Consider the following 16,010-nt stretch of genomic DNA (forward strand, 5'->3'; position numbering starts at 1 on the left):
GATTAACCGAACTCACGCAGGCGCAGCGCCAGTTTCTGGAAGAAAGTCATCTGGCTGGCATCACGATCTTTTTTTCCGGTAATCACCACCGTCGCGGTAGTGCCCGCCGGCCAGAGGTTGCCCGGCTCTTTATCCAGGCGAATACGCACCGGCACGCGCTGGGCCAGGCGCACCCATTCAAGGTTAGAATCGACGGTTGCCATGCCTTTGCTGTCCACGCTACTGCTGGCATTCGTCACACCGGCGGCGACGCTATCGACGGTGCCTTTCAGCACATGGTTGCTGCCCAGCGGCGTCACTTCAGCGCGGTAGCCTGGGCGTACGCCCTCAAGCTTGGTCTCTTCAAGGTAGGCCATGACGTAGAAAGAGTGCTGTTTAACCAGCGCCACTGCCGTTGATCCACGGGTAATAAATTCCCCCGCGTAGACGTTGAGGTTGGTGACCCAGCCGTCTGCCGGGGCGCGAATAACGGTACGATCGAGGTCAAGACGCGCCAGATCGCGCGTCGCCTGTGCTTTTGCCATCTGATGCAGCACGGTTTGCAGTACGTTGTTCGATTGATCGATTTCTTCACGCGACATGGCGCTCACGCCAAGTTTGTTACGACGCCCGGCTTCGCGACTTTTTTCTTCTGACAGCGCTTTGTAGTAGGAAACATCCGCCTCGGCTTCGGCAAGCGCTTTCTGATAACGCGGCTGGTCGATAACAAACAGAACCTGATTTTTAGTAACCAGTTGGTTATCCTTAACCGCAACCTGAGTAATCAGGCCTGAAACATCCGGGGCGATCGCCACCACATCCGCGCTAAAGCGGGCATCGCGCGTCCACGGCGATTCGGTGTAATAGACCCAGGCGCGGAAAATCGCGATGAACGCCAGGATAACCAGTATCACCGTAATGGCGGTACGAGAGATTTTTCTTGTTAGTGTTTTCACTTCCACCTCAAACGAACAAACGTGATATCAAATAAAACAGACAGCAGTACAGCGCGGTATTGAACAACGCGGGATGCCAGACGAAATCGTAGATCCCGGTTGGCGTCAGTAGCCGACGCACCAACCAAAAAATGGCGAGCGATAACAGCAGCTCAAAGAAGATCGGTGGAAAAGAGAGACCGAAAATCACGATGACAGGGAACAGGCTCATGTTGACCTTAATAGACTAGCGTGCAGATGAGATTGAAACGTTACACTTTATCATTCGGGTATCTCTGTATTGGCGACACTCGTTCTTCCCGGCGGTTTACTTGCGTAGACGCCAGGGGATTCAGGCCGTTGCCACTGGGATACTGCTAGAATGGTTTTGGATATTTAGTTATTCAGCTAACAGTATTTTAACGTAACAGTCATAGCCTTATCTACATAGTGTGATGCAAATCACTTTTAAGCCAGAGTGAACAATGGAACGATTAAAACGGATGTCGGTGTTTGCCAAAGTTGTCGAGCAAGGCTCCTTTACCGCCGCGGCACGACAGCTTCAGATGAGCGTTTCATCGATTAGCCAGACCGTCTCTAAACTGGAAGATGAACTCCAGGTCAAGCTGCTCAACCGCAGTACGCGCAGCATTGGCCTCACCGAAGCCGGCAAAATTTACTACCAGGGCTGCCGCCGGATGCTGTACGAAGTCCAGGAAGTTCACGAGCAGCTCTACGCCTTTAACAACACGCCCATCGGTACGCTGCGTATCGGTTGTTCATCAACTATGGCACAAAATGTTCTCGCTGCCATGACGGCGGAGATGCTCAAAGAGTATCCGGGATTATCCGTCAATCTGGTGACGGGTATCCCAGCACCGGACCTCATTGCCGACGGTCTGGATGTCGTTATCCGCGTGGGCGCCTTGCAAGACTCCAGCCTCTTTTCCCGCCGTCTCGGCAGCATGCCGATGGTGGTCTGTGCCTCGAAAAAATATCTGGCACAGTACGGCATTCCTGAGAAACCGGCCGATATGAGTAACCACTCGTGGCTCGAATACAGCGTTCGCCCGGATAACGAATTTGAACTGATTGCACCCGAGGGGCTTTCCACCAGGTTGCAGCCAGAAGGCCGGTTTGTCACCAACGATCCGATGACAATCTCACGCTGGCTGGTTGCCGGTGCCGGAATTGCTTACGTCCCACTGATGTGGGTGATCAATGAGATCAACAGCGGCGAGTTAGAGATCTTATTCCCACGCTACCAATCAGATCCTCGTCCGGTGTACGCCTTGTATACCGAAAAGGACAAGTTGCCGCTTAAGGTCCAGGTCTGTATTAACTATCTGACCGACTATTTTGTAGAAGTTGCGGAGCTGTTTCAGGGAATGAGAGAGAGGAGGAAAGAGTAATTTAAATAATATTAATTTCTGAAATTAAATAATGACATAACTCATTTCTGACATGGGCATTTCCTGAATTACCGCCGATATAATTCAGGAAAATACGCCATACTATCAATATTAGCTAATTGACACTGTTAACACCTGCCTATTATCTTGTCCTTATACAGATATTTAAATGTTTGTATTTTGTTAAATCATAAATAATAAAATGTATTTTCAAGGCCATTTGAAACAAGGATTAAAAATGAATTTATTCGAACAGACACCGCCATCACGCAGGCGCTATGGACTCGCTGCATTCATTGGTTTAATCGCAGGGATTGTCTCCGCCTTTGTAAAATGGGGAGCCGAAGTCCCGCTCCCTCCGCGCAGCCCAACCGACCTTTTTAATGGTGCATGTGGGCCAGAACAATTAATAAGAGCGGCGAGTCAGATTGATTGCTCTCGCAATTTCCTCAATCCTCCGTATGTATTTTTACGCGACTGGCTGGGTATTATTGATCCTAATGCTGCCGTTTATACATTTGCGGGACATGTATTTAACTGGGTCGGCGTAACGCATATTATTTTTTCAATCATCTTCGCTTTAGGCTATTGCGTGGTCGCAGAAGTCTTTCCGAAAATAAAACTCTGGCAAGGTTTGCTGGCCGGTGCTTTAGCTCAGCTATTTGTCCACATGATCTCATTCCCTTTGATGGGGCTGACCCCTCCTCTCTTTGAACTTCCATGGTACGAGCACGTTTCAGAGATAGTGGGCCATTTGATTTGGTTTTGGTCTATTGAAATTATTCGTCGTGATTTACGCAATCGCATCACTCACGAACCCGACCCTGAGATCCCGTTGGACCATTTACGCTAAAAAAAATGGCGCGCCTGTTTCAGGACGCGCCATTTTTTCTCGATTGTTCAGGTCAGGCCGTGCCGCCTACCGTCAAACTATCCACTTTCAGCGTCGGCTGGCCTACGCCAACCGGCAGGCTCTGGCCTTCTTTACCGCAGACGCCCACGCCGTTATCGAGCTTCAGATCGTTACCCACCATCGAGACCTGCTGCATGGTCTCGATCCCGGAGCCAATCAGGGTCGCCCCTTTCACCGGCTTAGTCACCTTGCCGTTTTCAATCAGGTAGGCTTCTGAAGTCGAGAAGACAAACTTACCGGAGGTGATGTCGACCTGGCCGCCACCAAAGTTCGGCGCATACAGGCCGTATTCAACGGACTCAATAATTTCTTGCGGCGTCGATTTACCGGCCAGCATATAGGTGTTGGTCATGCGCGGCATCGGCAGATGCGCGTAAGACTCACGACGGCCGTTACCGGTTGGCGCCACGCCCATCAGACGCGCGTTGAGCTTGTCCTGCATGTAGCCTTTGAGGATACCGTTTTCGATAAGCACGTTGTACTGACCCGGCGTCCCTTCATCATCGATAGCCACGGAACCACGACGGTCGGTCATCGTGCCGTCATCGACAATAGTACACAGCTCGGAAGCCACCAATTGCCCCATCTGGCCGCTGAAGACCGATGTGCCGCGACGGTTGAAGTCGCCTTCCAGGCCATGACCTACCGCTTCATGCAGCAGTACGCCAGGCCAGCCCGCGCCCAGCACAACCGGCAACGTTCCAGCCGGAGCCGCAACCGCCGACAGGTTCACCAGCGCCATGCGCACGGCTTCTTTCGCCCATGCGTCGGCACGCACTTCACCGTCAAGGTCGGCGAGGAAATAGTCATAGCCAAAACGACCGCCGCCACCGCTGGCACCGCGCTCGCGTTTACCATCATCTTCAACCTGCACGCTCACCGACAGGCGCACCAGAGGACGAACATCTGCGGCCAGCGTGCCGTCAGTTGCCGCCACCAGGATAAGCTCATAGACGCCGGTCAGGCTGGCGGTCACTTCCTGCACGCGTTTATCGGCGGCGCGGGCGACGCTGTCAACACGACGCAGAATGTCCAGCTTCTCTTCGCGGGTCATGCTTTGCAGCGGGTCAAGCGTGGTGTACAGCGGCGAGTATTCAACGGCGCCAAGGGTCTGTACTTTGCCATTACCGCTGTCACGTACGATGGTACGCGCCGCTTGCGCGCTTTGCTCCAGCGCCAGCAGGCTAATCTGGTCGGCATAGGCGAAACCGGTTTTTTCACCGCTTACCGCACGCACCCCAACCCCCTGGTCGATATTGTAAGAACCATCTTTAATGATGCGGTCTTCTAAAACCCAGGATTCGTGATAGCTGGACTGAAAATAGAGATCGCCATAATCCAGGCGGCGCTCCGTGAGTTGACCAAGAATAGCGAACAGATCCTGATGATTCAGGCCGTTCGCCGCCAGCAATTGTTCACTTACCAGATTTAGACTCATTATTTCGCTACTCGTTAATGCCCGCGCGTCTTACGCATTTCGGGCCTGTATTCCGGGTGTTAGTGTTATGAGATTGAGGCAATTCAAGGCTTGCGTCAAATCATGGCTTTTTATCGCCGCGCGCCTGGCGCAGCACTTCATTCACTTGTGGCTTATCGATTGGGCCGGTGATGCGATAGCGCAGTATCGACACTTTATTCCACAGTGGCCCCAGCACCTTCGTGGCGGCAAATACCGCTGCACCGATAATTGGGTTTACCGCAAAGGCGGTCGCCACGCTGACCGTCGCCGAAATTTCCGGAGCAACAATAGCTTCCATATCCACTTCACGGCGTACGAGGTTAACCGACCCCTTCATGGCAATATCAGCCTCCAGCCCATCCACCAGCGTATCGTCGGTATTCAGCACGCCGTCTTTAATCCACGCGGTGCTGCGAATGGAATCGAAGTAGAAACCTTCGCTAAAGGTGTCGCTGAAGTCAAAGCGCAGCTTACGCAGCAGTGAATCCACACTCAGCAAACGCAGTAGCTGCCCGGCATGTCCGGTCGACAGATCGGTAAACTGCCCCTTGCCGATATGCGATTTCAGGATACCGTTCAGCGATGCCATATCCGGCTGCCACGGTTTATCACGCCAATGTAAATCGTAGTCCACATCAACAGAAGAATCGCGAATCGGCGTGGAAACGCCGAAGAAAGTCACCGCATCATCAATCTTGTTACCGTGGATTTTACCTTTCAGCGAGGTGCGCTGACCGGAAAGCGAGTTGACCCACACACCATCGGCGGTCAAACGACCAAAACCGGTATCGACCAGACCATTTGCCAGCGAGAGCGTGTCGCCTTTAATGCTGAAGTCGCCATCAATACGGCCATACTTCTGTCCCCATAGCCAACACTCAGCGCAACGCAGCTGGAGATCTGGCCAGCCGTGGAAATCGATCGGGTTACTTACCGGCTGGCTCGCTGTAGTCACGCTCGATGCTGCCGCCAGCGGGTTAGCCGATGGATTGTAATAGAGATAGCGCACCGCTGCCTGCCACGGCTGGGCATCTTTCATCGTCAGGCTGGCGTTAACTTCGCGCCCCTGAGCTTCAATGCGTGTGCCACCGGCCGTCGGCTGCGAAACGATACTCAGGTTATTCCACTGCTGCCCGGCAAAGGTCAGCGATGGGGTACGCAGCGTCACGTTTTGCGGGAAGGCGGCGGCGCTACTCACGCCCTCGGCCGCTCCATGCTGGAACAGTGCCAGCCACTGCGCACCATCCATCGGCGGCAGATTGAGCTCAATACCCGGTTGCGGCAGCGGCGGAATTGTCCGGCTGTCTGAGGCCCAAATAGCGCTTTCTAGCCTCAGCTTATTGCCCAGCAGCCAGCGGCTGTTGAGATGATTTGTCGGCCCAATATTACCGGTCAGGTCAAAACTACGCAGATTGCCATCGACATTAATTTTCAGCGGCAGCGGTTGGCCGGCGCGTTTATTCGCTGGAGGAGGTAAATCGCTGCTCACATTCTGCAAATCGCCGGTAATGCCAACCTTGTAGGTGCCGCTACCGCCGTACGGTAGTTCGATAGCAATATTGCCTTTCCACGGTACGCTACCTTTAAGCGCGTCATTCAGCTGTTTTGGCAACACGCCGGTCCGGGCCGGTTGCCAATCCGCCTGCATATTCACGCCCACCTGGTACGCTTTTGCCCCTTCGGTGGTGGTAAAATCAACGTTGAGCGGCTGGTTAAACCAAGTGGCGGTCAGTGGTTCACTGGTCAGGTTGCCATTGTTAAAGCTGAATTTACCTTTGAGGTTATGCAGCGTGCTGCCCAGCGGTTTGATAAACAGGCTGTTATTGTTCAACGCTACGTCGCCGGTCGCGGAAACCAACTTGCCGTCCAGTGGAATATTAAGATGTAAGCGAGCACTCACATCTCCATCAAGCTGAAGTTCGTCGAGCGTAGCGCCTAACGATTTACTGAGCGGGGTGTCTTTGAAATACGGACCAACCGCTTTCCCTGGGCCGTTGATATCAGCATCAATGAGCAGCTTCTCTTTGGCGTAGTCCGGAATCGAAGCATCAAGATTGCGAGCAGTGACGCCGCCCAGCATGGTCTTATCCGCCTTCATCCACAGGCCATTGTTGACAAAGTTCAGCTCAATATCGAGGTCAGTCAGCGCCGGCCAGTCTGGCTGGAAAGCAAAGGTGGCGTCGTGCAATGGCACATAGACCTGGAACTGGCCTTCGTTATGCGGATATGGGAATAGATGCGGGTTACCGCCGTAAACCAGCGTCGCATTTTCAGCCTTACCGGCCTTTATTGCACCGCTCAGATAGTCAACCAGCTTAGTGCCCATCAAGTTCTCAGGGAAATAGCGCCATGCCTGGCCACCATCATTGGTGCTGATCCCCGCCAGAATACCCAGCCACGGCTGATCGTCCTTCGGCTGGAGATAACGGAAGCCACCGGCTGCGCGAACGCCCGTCGCCTGCACGTCTATGTTGCGCCCGTCCAGCATGAAACCTTTGTCGTTATTCACCCAATTAAGGGTGGCGACGCCGTTGGCTATCTCCAGCGGCGCGCGGAATACGTGCTCGTATGGCATCAATGCCTTCTGCATCGCGACCTGCAATGAACCATTCTCAACGCTACCGGCGATGCTACCAGAAACATGTTCAGCGCCCGGCAACAGCTTCCACTGCTTCCAGGCCAGGCCGTTCCAGCTGGCGTTAAAGCGTGTTTTAGCCGTGTTCTGTAGAGGAATGTCCATCGCAAAGGCATCAACCGTGCCGGTTGGCTGGGTGGTGCGCCAGATGTCAGCGAGCTCAGGTGACAGATTTTCCGCAATCGGCAGCAGGCCGTTCAGCCCTGCCAGCGACAGGTGGCTGGCGCGAATACGCAGCTCGTCGCTACGCTGATGATTCGCACCACCTACTTCCTGCGCGGGGATCCATGCCAGCGCCAGCGCGCCGCGCGGCCATGCCGTGTTATCGATGGTGATACGAGTATCAGGAATGCGGAACTGCCAACCTTCTTTTTCGCGCGACAGGTGTGCGGTGAGGTTATCCACCGCCAGATGGTGCTGCTGCTTGTCACCCTGCCAGCTCGCGCCACCTTGCTTCAACCAGACGTCGCCGCTGGAAATTTCGCCTTTATCCAATGAGGCCCAGCCTTCAAGGCTAAATCGGGCGCTGGTCAGCGCGATGTTGTCCTGCATCCAACGGCCTAACCAAGGTTTCACGTCGATATCGTCCGCCTGAAGCCACAGGCGGCCTTTATTCAGCAGGCCGTTTTCATCGCGCAGATCCATCCGCACTTTCATCAGCCCATGCTGGCCAGTGAGACTGGAGAGGCTCAGTTCGCCTTCAGCACGGTGGCGGTTTTTGTCATTACGCCAGGTTAGCTGCGGAATGGTTAACTCCGCGCGCTGGCCAGAAAGCGTCAGGAAGCTGAGCTGGCTATCGCGAAGCGTAAAGTGGTCAAACTGACGAAGGAACAGGTCAGCAACGCGATCGCCCTTAATGCCATCGCCGCCGTCGTTGTTCTGTAGTGGAGTATTGGTGTGGATTTGCAGCTGCCAGAAGGTCAGCTCGCGGAACTGCCAGCGCATATGCAGCAGACTTTGCCAGACGTCCAGCGCCATAGAGGCGCGCTTAATGGACAGCTCGCCGCCGTCTTTAAGGCCGGCTTTAATGTCGCGGACATCCAGCGTCGGGCCGAAATTTTGCCAGCTGGCGGCTATTTGTGAGGCAGACACCGGTAATCCCGTTGCCGCCTCAATTTTCCCCAGCAGCGCTGGACGCACGGAGTCCAGATGTGGCAAGGCGAGACGCAGGCCGCTCACCAGCAGCGCGATAATCACAATCAGTGTGGCAACGGTGAGCAGTAAAATCCCCGGCAATCGCCTCACGCATCTCTCCTTGGGTTGCAGCAGGCTGCGTAATTACATCATCACCACGTCAAACTGCTCCGGGTTATAGAGCGGTTCGATCTGGACTTTAACCTGCTTACCAACAAAAATTTCCACTTCCGCCAGCGCATGGGACTCTTCCCCCTTCAGCGTTTCAACAACAGAAGGTGATGCGTACACCAGGAAACGGTCAGAATCATAGGCATGATGCACGCGAACAATCTCGCGCATGATTTCGTAACATACCGTCTCGACGGTTTTCACCGTACCGCGACCGTGACAGGTTGGGCACTCGGTGCATAGCACATGCTCAACGCTCTCGCGGGTACGCTTACGGGTCATTTCCACCAGACCCAGCGCGGAAAAACCGTTCACGCTGGTCTTCACGCGATCTTTACTCAGCGCCTGCTCTAATGAGTGCAGCACCCGACGGCGGTGATCTTCATTACTCATGTCGATAAAATCGATGATGATAATGCCGCCAAGATTGCGCAGGCGCAGCTGGCGGGCGATAGCCTGCGTTGCTTCAATATTAGTATTGAAAATGGTGTCGTCGAGGTTTCGGTGGCCAACAAAAGCCCCGGTGTTGATATCGACGGTGGTCATCGCTTCGGTTTGGTCAATGACCAGATAGCCACCCGATTTGAGTTCGACTTTACGCTCCAGCGCGCGCTGGATTTCATTCTCAACATCAAACAGGTCGAAGATAGGCTGGCGGCCGCTGTAGTGCTCAAGCTTACTGGTCATCTCCGGCATATATTCAGCCGTGAATTCTATGAGCGCTTCATAGGTCAAACGGGAATCGACGCGGATTTTATCCAGCTGGGCATCGGCAAAGTCACGAAGCACACGCTGCGCCAACGCCAGTTCACCGTACAGCTGGTAGCGAGTCTGGTTGCGTTTTTTACGCTCCATCACTTTGGTCCAGACGCGTTTCAGGTAGGCAGCATCTGACGCTAAATCTTTTTCACATACCCCTTCCGCTGCGGTACGAATGATAAATCCGCCCTGCTCATCGCAGTAGTCGGCCACGACCTTCTTTAATCTGTCACGCTCGACTTCACTTTCGATACGCTGTGACACGCCAACGTGAGAAGCACCCGGCATAAAGACCAGGTAACGAGACGGTAACGTGATATCGGTAGTCAGACGCGCGCCCTTGGTGCCCAGTGGATCTTTGACCACCTGCACCATCAGATCCTGCCCCTGACGCACCAGTTCGGAAATATCGCGGACGGTAAACTGTTTTTGCTCTTCACCGGCCACACATTCGGTATGCGGCATGATATCGGAGGCATGAAGGAATGCCGCCTTATCAAGGCCAATATCTACAAAAGCCGCCTGCATTCCCGGCAAGACTCGACTGACGCGACCTTTGTAGATATTGCCTACTATTCCGCGTCGCGCTTCACGCTCAATATGAATTTCCTGCAAAATGCCGCCATCGATATACGCCACTCGCGTCTCCGATGGCGTCACGTTAACTAATAGTTCAGCCGTCATGTTTATCCCTTTTTTCACGTAGCGAGTTAAAGTCACTCAGCAACTCATACGTTTCCACCAGCGGTAAGCCGACTACGGCGTGGTAGCTGCCATTGATCTTCCTGACGAAACAGCCACCCAGCCCTTGAATACCGTATGCACCTGCTTTATCTAAAGGTTCTCCGCTCGCGACATAGTGTGTTATGTCATCATCCGACAGCGTCCGGAAAGTGACCTCAGTCACCACCAGACAGTCGAGCGTATGCTGGCTATCAGCCAGCGCCACGGCGGTCATCACCTGATGGGTTTTTCCTGAGAGCATCCGCAGCATGACGGCTGCATGTGCAGCATCACGCGGTTTCTCCAGCACTTCACCGTTTAAAATGACGATGGTGTCTGCCCCGAGGACTGGAAGGTCGTGAGCCGTTAATGCCACGCCCGTCTGGGCTTTTTCTCGTGCCAGTCGCCCCACATACTGCTGCGCCGATTCATGCGGACGGCGCAACTCTTCAATGCCGGGAACCACTTTCTCAAACGAAAGACCTAACTGTGTGAGAAGTTCCTGGCGACGCGGGGAACCTGAAGCAAGATAGAGAGATACCATAACGACCTTATTGAACAGCGAATTGCTGGCGAACTTTACGCATCAGAAGAAAGATCCACGGCCAGAGCACGCCGTTTACTACACTACTCCAGAACACTTCAGGTCGGAAAGAGACGTTGATCACTAAAAACTCTGCCCAGAAAACAATAATATCCGTCGCGAGCGAGAGCAGTATGACCACCAGCGCCTGTTGCCAGAGCGCCAGGTTACGAAACAGCTGATATTTGAGCGCGACCAGATAGGCGACGATGCTCAATGACATCGCACGCACGCCAAGCGTTGAACCACTGATTAAATCCAGTATGGCACCCATCACGAAGCCCGTGCCAACATTCACCCGGTGCGGCAGCGCCAGCGCCCAGTAAAGCAGAATGAGCAGAACCCAGTTTGGCCGGAAAACCGTAAGGTCTTCTGGCCATGGCATAACCTGGAGCAGCAGTGCGATAAGGAACGAGAGCCAGATGACCCAGCGTCCCTGGCTGCGGTAACTTGCCACTATTGCCCCCTTGTTGCGGGTTGTGGCGACGTCACCGCGGACGGCGTGGTAGTAAGACCAGTCGCAGGCGCAGGCAGCTGCGGCCCCATCGTTTCCGGCGATGGCAGAACCTGAGGCATCATCTGCATCAGGCGTTCGTTGGCAACGCGGTGCACCTCTTCTGGCGTCATCGGGTTGCTACCGTTACGGTCAGCGCCCCACAGCAGCAGCAGATAACGTAAGCGCTGCAGGCCCGCAGTTGGACGCGCCTGAATCACGGTATACGCGCGCTGCGTATCCAGCTTCACAGAAGAGACCACGCCCACCGGATAGCCTTCCGGGAAACGTCCACCCAGGCCCGATGTCACCAACACATCACCGACGCGAATATCGGTATTGGCCGGCAGATGCTCAAGCTGCAGGTCGTCCGTGCAGCCGTTACCGGCAGCAATTACGCGGATATCGTTACGCAGTACCTGGATTGGCAGTGCATGAGTGGCATCGCAAATCAGCAGCACGCGGCTGGTCAGTTTGGCTACCGCCACTACCTGACCGACAACGCCTTTATCACTGATAATCGGCTGGCCTTCATAAACACCGTTAACGCTACCCTTGTCGATAACAACCTGATCGCTATACGGGTCGTTAACCGTCGAGATCACCTGCGTCACCATTTTCTGTTCGTCCTGGCGCAGCGGTGAACCTAACAGCTCACGTAAACGGGCATTTTCCTGTTTGTACTGACCCAGCATCAGCAGGTCGCTGTTTTTTAACAGCAGCTCCTGACGTAATGCACGGTTTTCAAGCTCTAGCTGATCGCGTGAAGCCAGCGTTTGCGAAACGCTATCCAGCAGTTCACGAGGACCATTGGAAACAAAGTAGAAAGGACTGACGGCAGTATCCATGTATGTTCGGATTTGGCTGAACATACCGAGGCGGCTGTCGGCGATAATGACACCCAGCGCCACCAGCACCGCCAGAATAAGGCGAATCTGCAGCGACGGGCCACGGCTAAAAATGGGCTTCATAGGCTATGCGTATTCTCGTGTCAGTGAAATTGAGGGTAGCCTGCTGGCTACCCCGAACTTCATGCTGACTACTCTTCGCTAAACAAATCGCCGCCGTGCATGTCGATCATTTCCAGCGCTTTGCCGCCGCCACGCGCTACGCAGGTCAGCGGATCTTCAGCAACGACAACTGGAATACCGGTTTCTTCCATCAGCAGACGGTCGAGATTGCGCAGCAGCGCACCACCGCCGGTCAGCACCATGCCGCGCTCGGAGATGTCGGAAGCCAGTTCTGGCGGACACTGTTCCAGCGCAACCATCACCGCGCTAACGATACCGGTCAGCGGTTCCTGCAGAGCTTCAAGAATTTCGTTGGAGTTCAGCGTGAAGCCACGTGGAACACCTTCAGCCAGGTTACGGCCACGGACTTCGATTTCACGCACTTCATCGCCTGGGTAAGCTGAGCCGATTTCGTGTTTGATGCGTTCAGCGGTCGCTTCACCAATCAGGGAGCCGTAGTTACGACGCACATAATTAATGATGGCTTCGTCGAAACGGTCACCGCCGATACGGACGGAAGAGGAGTAAACCACACCGTTCAGGGAGATAACGGCCACTTCAGTGGTACCACCACCGATATCCACAACCATGGAACCGGTTGCTTCAGAAACTGGCAGGCCTGCACCGATTGCAGCGGCCATTGGCTCTTCAATCAGGAACACTTCACGCGCACCGGCACCCTGAGCGGATTCACGGATTGCACGACGTTCAACCTGAGTGGCGCCAACCGGCACACACACCAGTACGCGCGGGCTTGGGCGCATAAAGCTGTTGCTGTGAACCTGTTTGATGAAGTGCTGGAGCATTTTTTCGGTCACGAAGAAGTCGGCGATAACGCCGTCTTTCATCGGGCGGATGGCCGCAATGTTGCCTGGCGTACGGCCAAGCATCTGTTTTGCGTCATGACCAACGGCGGCGACGCTTTTCGGCGAACCTGCACGGTCCTGACGAATGGCGACCACGGAAGGCTCATTCAATACGATGCCTTGTCCTTTTACGTAAATCAGGGTATTCGCGGTACCCAGGTCAATGGACAGGTCATTGGAAAACATGCCACGAAATTTTTTCAACATACTAAGGGATAATCCTGAAAGCTGGGGCGGAAAAATAAAATCCGCTTACTTTACCAACCACACGTGGCAGCGACAAGGCGCAAAAATCATCTGCAACGGTGAAAATTAGTGCAGTTCGTTACCTTTGTTACAAATCCAACCTGACTCCTTCAGTGCAGGTAAACTCACTGCAGCTCCTTCCTGGATTTGTACCTGTCAAAGGTCGTCACATGCGTGATGCGTTATTTTTTCCGGCAAGCGGACATGCACACTCCCAGAAAAAACCGCGCGCGTCATTCTACGTGATAAACACGTTAAACAGCAGGTCAAACCGAATATCTTTGCGAATATTTTTTCACATTGGAGTCAAGTGGCTGTGAGGCGGCAAAAAAATCACCCTGACCGCCGAAAACTCCGCATTCGGTCAGCACCTGCCACTCGCTACGACTGCGGACTCCGGCAGCAAAAACCTGTATTGACGTTCCTTTACACGCTTCCACTAAACTTTGTACCAGTAGCTGGTTTTGACTCCGTTTTTCAATATTTCGCACCAGCACGGGATCTATCTTAATCAGCTCAATCTCCAGTTGCTTAATCCAACTGGTGCTGACTAAGGCCAACCCCGCCTGTGTTACCGCCACCCGAACGCCCAGAGCGTGAATTAAACGCACGACTGGTTGTAAGCGCGTGATATGTTGACAGACATCTACCTCTGCAAGTTCAAAAATAATACGTCGGCGTTGCGATTTCTCGCATTGCATTAACGTATCACGCAGCCAGCGCTGAAAACGTGGGCGAACCAGCGACTCGACGGTAATCTGGATTGCCAGATTTTCTTCCGGCCAGTACCCCAGGAATGGGATAAGACGGCTAATCTGCTGGCGGTCGTACTCCTCACCTAGTCCAAACTCCAGTACCATCGGCAGATACTCTGCGGCAATCACCTCTTCTTTACCATCAAAGATGCGACACATCAGCTCCCGATGATGAACTTTACCCTCCAGATTCACTGCGGGTTTCTGGTAAATACGCGGACCACCACGACTAAGCATCTGTTCAATCAGGGTGCGCCAGCGGACATTGCCACGCCCTTTTTCCGGCAGTGAATCATCATAGATGGCCCAGCTGTTGCTGCCCTGCAAAACGGCATTGCGTACGGCGGCTTCGGCATGCTCCATAACCTGTTCCGTGGTCTGCCCGCTGCGCCAGGTGCAGATACCGATATGCATCATGTCATCGCGATCGAGAATTTTCGCCAACGGCAGACCATCAATCGCCTTCAACAATTGCCCGGCAATACTGTCCGCCTCTTTTAAGGTGCGGTGCGGCAATAACACGGTAAAGTCGCTACGGCGATAGCGCGCCAGCAGTGCGCCCGGATAGCGCAAAATAAAAGTGGAGAGCAGGTTAATCAGCGTAAAGACATGCTCTTCCGCCGCCGCCCGCCCCCAGTTATCACGCAGGAAGTCGAAATCAGGCAGACGAATCATCATCACAATACCGTGAGAACCCACGTTTTCCTGGTCATCCAGCAGCGTCGCCAGTTGGTTATCAAAGAACAGACGATTGCTTAGACCCGTTTTTGAATCCTGCGCGACGTAAGAACGAATGAGCGTATCAAGTCGGCTTCGCTGCTCACCGGCAAATTGTACTTCGGAAAGTAAAGTATCCAGCGCGCTGCTGGTGCGCGCCGGCCACTCGTGGATATTGCCTTTGGCCTTCGCACCGCGATCGCCATTAAGGATACGAATCGCACGCATCTCCAGTAACTCTTCTCCTGCCAGCTGTCGGCGTAGCCAGCGCACGGCGACAAACACCACCAGCACCATAAAGGCAATTGTCACGGTCAGCGGGGCGGTGGTTAACAGCGAGCGGAAGTAATTCGCCATCGGATCCTGATAGACCAGATGAATCGTCATGCCGGGATGTTTGAGCGATGGCACTGCCAATTCGCGATATTGATAGTGACTGCCAACCGGCAGGTAGCTGCTGCTGCGCGCATGGTGAAACAGCGATTTGCCGTTAAGCGTAAAGTCGATGCGCACAATATCGAGAGGTACCATCATCTCATCAAGCTGGTCATCCAGCTTATCAAACGAGGTATTAACCAGTCGGTTATCCAGTACCGTGGCTACGGCCTGTACGCGATTGGCTATCTTATACTGTATGCCGTTATAGAAACTCAGCGATGAGCCGATCAATGTCACAAAGATCGTCAGCCCGGTTAAGAGCGTGAAAAAGGCGGAGAACTTCGTCGTTAATCGCATCCCTGAGTTAACTCCGTAGATTAATCGTACCCGACAGATTATCGAGAACCGGCGTCCGTGTCTTACCAGAAGTAAGCACTAACATATCATACCAGGTCGGCATACTACCAAACCTGGCGGATCTGGCAATTTATTGCGCCAAATCGCCATCGCGTGATGATAAACGAGTATAGTCCCGGGTATATTTTTTCACTATAAAGTCTATGTAAGGAAGGGTTATGCAGGCTCTCATCTTAGAACAGCAGGATGGCAAAACCATTGCCGCAGTGAAGGCCGTTGACGACAGTCTGCTGCCGCAAGGTAATGTGACCGTCGATATCCAGTGGTCCAGCCTGAACTACAAAGATGCACTGGCCATCACCGGCAAAGGAAAAATCATCCGCAACTTCCCGATGGTGCCGGGGATTGATTTCGCTGGTACGGTTCACGTCAGCGACGATGCTCGTTTTACCCCAGGCCAGCAGGTACTGTTGACCGGTTGGGGG

General features: G+C 53.8%; 13 protein-coding genes. 3 read left to right on the forward strand and 10 right to left on the reverse strand.

Features of this window, described 5'->3' with window-relative positions; genetic code table 11:
* Positions 1-2: 2 nt before the first annotated feature.
* Together aaeA and aaeX are read right to left on the reverse strand one after the other, a co-directional pair.
* Entirely contained in the window at positions 3-935 is a 933-nt protein-coding gene (aaeA, locus tag LZ634_RS13335; RefSeq protein WP_234505869.1) for a p-hydroxybenzoic acid efflux pump subunit AaeA, read from the reverse strand.
* 7 nt (positions 936-942) lie between these two features.
* Positions 943-1,146 carry a p-hydroxybenzoic acid efflux pump operon protein AaeX gene (gene aaeX / locus LZ634_RS13340; RefSeq protein WP_234505872.1) on the reverse strand — a complete coding sequence of 68 codons (204 nt, stop codon included), beginning with the start codon at positions 1,144-1,146 and terminating at the stop codon, positions 943-945.
* A 253-nt stretch (positions 1,147-1,399) separates the two neighbouring features.
* Here aaeX and aaeR point away from each other — a divergent pair, with 253 nt between their 5' ends.
* Together aaeR and LZ634_RS13350 are read left to right on the forward strand one after the other, a co-directional pair.
* Entirely contained in the window at positions 1,400-2,326 is a 927-nt protein-coding gene (gene aaeR, locus LZ634_RS13345) for an HTH-type transcriptional activator AaeR (RefSeq protein ID WP_234505874.1), read from the forward strand.
* Positions 2,327-2,564: 238 nt separating this feature from the next.
* Positions 2,565-3,179 (forward strand): YagU family protein, encoded by a 615-nt coding sequence (locus tag LZ634_RS13350; RefSeq protein WP_234505877.1) that lies wholly within the window; start codon positions 2,565-2,567, stop codon positions 3,177-3,179.
* Between the two features lie 52 nt (positions 3,180-3,231).
* Here LZ634_RS13350 and tldD read toward each other — a convergent pair whose 3' ends face one another.
* The 8 genes from tldD to csrD form a co-directional block, all read right to left on the reverse strand.
* Positions 3,232-4,677 carry a metalloprotease TldD gene (tldD, locus tag LZ634_RS13355; protein ID WP_234505880.1) on the reverse strand — a complete coding sequence of 482 codons (1,446 nt, stop codon included), beginning with the start codon at positions 4,675-4,677 and terminating at the stop codon, positions 3,232-3,234.
* 100 nt (positions 4,678-4,777) lie between these two features.
* On the reverse strand, positions 4,778-8,578 hold the full coding sequence (yhdP, locus tag LZ634_RS13360; protein WP_234505883.1) for an AsmA2 domain-containing protein YhdP: 3,801 nt from the start codon (positions 8,576-8,578) through the stop codon (positions 4,778-4,780).
* 33 nt (positions 8,579-8,611) lie between these two features.
* Positions 8,612-10,081, reverse strand: coding sequence for a ribonuclease G (gene rng / locus LZ634_RS13365; RefSeq protein ID WP_234505886.1), 1,470 nt, complete (start codon positions 10,079-10,081; stop codon positions 8,612-8,614).
* Complete coding sequence (locus LZ634_RS13370; RefSeq protein WP_234505890.1) at positions 10,071-10,664, reverse strand: Maf family protein; 594 nt, start codon at positions 10,662-10,664, stop codon at positions 10,071-10,073. Before LZ634_RS13370 ends, rng begins: the two co-directional genes overlap by 11 nt.
* Before the next feature lie 7 nt (positions 10,665-10,671).
* Positions 10,672-11,160 (reverse strand): rod shape-determining protein MreD, encoded by a 489-nt coding sequence (gene mreD / locus LZ634_RS13375; protein ID WP_234505893.1) that lies wholly within the window; start codon positions 11,158-11,160, stop codon positions 10,672-10,674.
* A complete protein-coding gene (gene mreC, locus LZ634_RS13380) occupies positions 11,160-12,167 on the reverse strand; it encodes a rod shape-determining protein MreC (RefSeq protein WP_234505896.1) in 1,008 nt (335 codons plus the stop codon). The genes mreD and mreC overlap by 1 nt, the downstream gene beginning before the upstream one ends.
* Positions 12,168-12,235: 68 nt before the next feature.
* Positions 12,236-13,279 (reverse strand): rod shape-determining protein MreB, encoded by a 1,044-nt coding sequence (gene mreB / locus LZ634_RS13385; protein ID WP_000913396.1) that lies wholly within the window; start codon positions 13,277-13,279, stop codon positions 12,236-12,238.
* A gap of 305 nt (positions 13,280-13,584) precedes the next feature.
* Positions 13,585-15,525, reverse strand: coding sequence for an RNase E specificity factor CsrD (csrD, locus tag LZ634_RS13390; protein WP_234505898.1), 1,941 nt, complete (start codon positions 15,523-15,525; stop codon positions 13,585-13,587).
* A gap of 218 nt (positions 15,526-15,743) precedes the next feature.
* Here csrD and LZ634_RS13395 point away from each other — a divergent pair.
* Positions 15,744-16,010, forward strand: a 267-nt coding sequence (locus LZ634_RS13395) for an alcohol dehydrogenase catalytic domain-containing protein (protein WP_234505901.1), incomplete at its 3' end; no start/stop codon positions are given.

Source organism: Kluyvera intermedia (assembly GCF_021440345.1).
GTDB lineage: Bacteria > Pseudomonadota > Gammaproteobacteria > Enterobacterales > Enterobacteriaceae > Kluyvera > Kluyvera intermedia_A.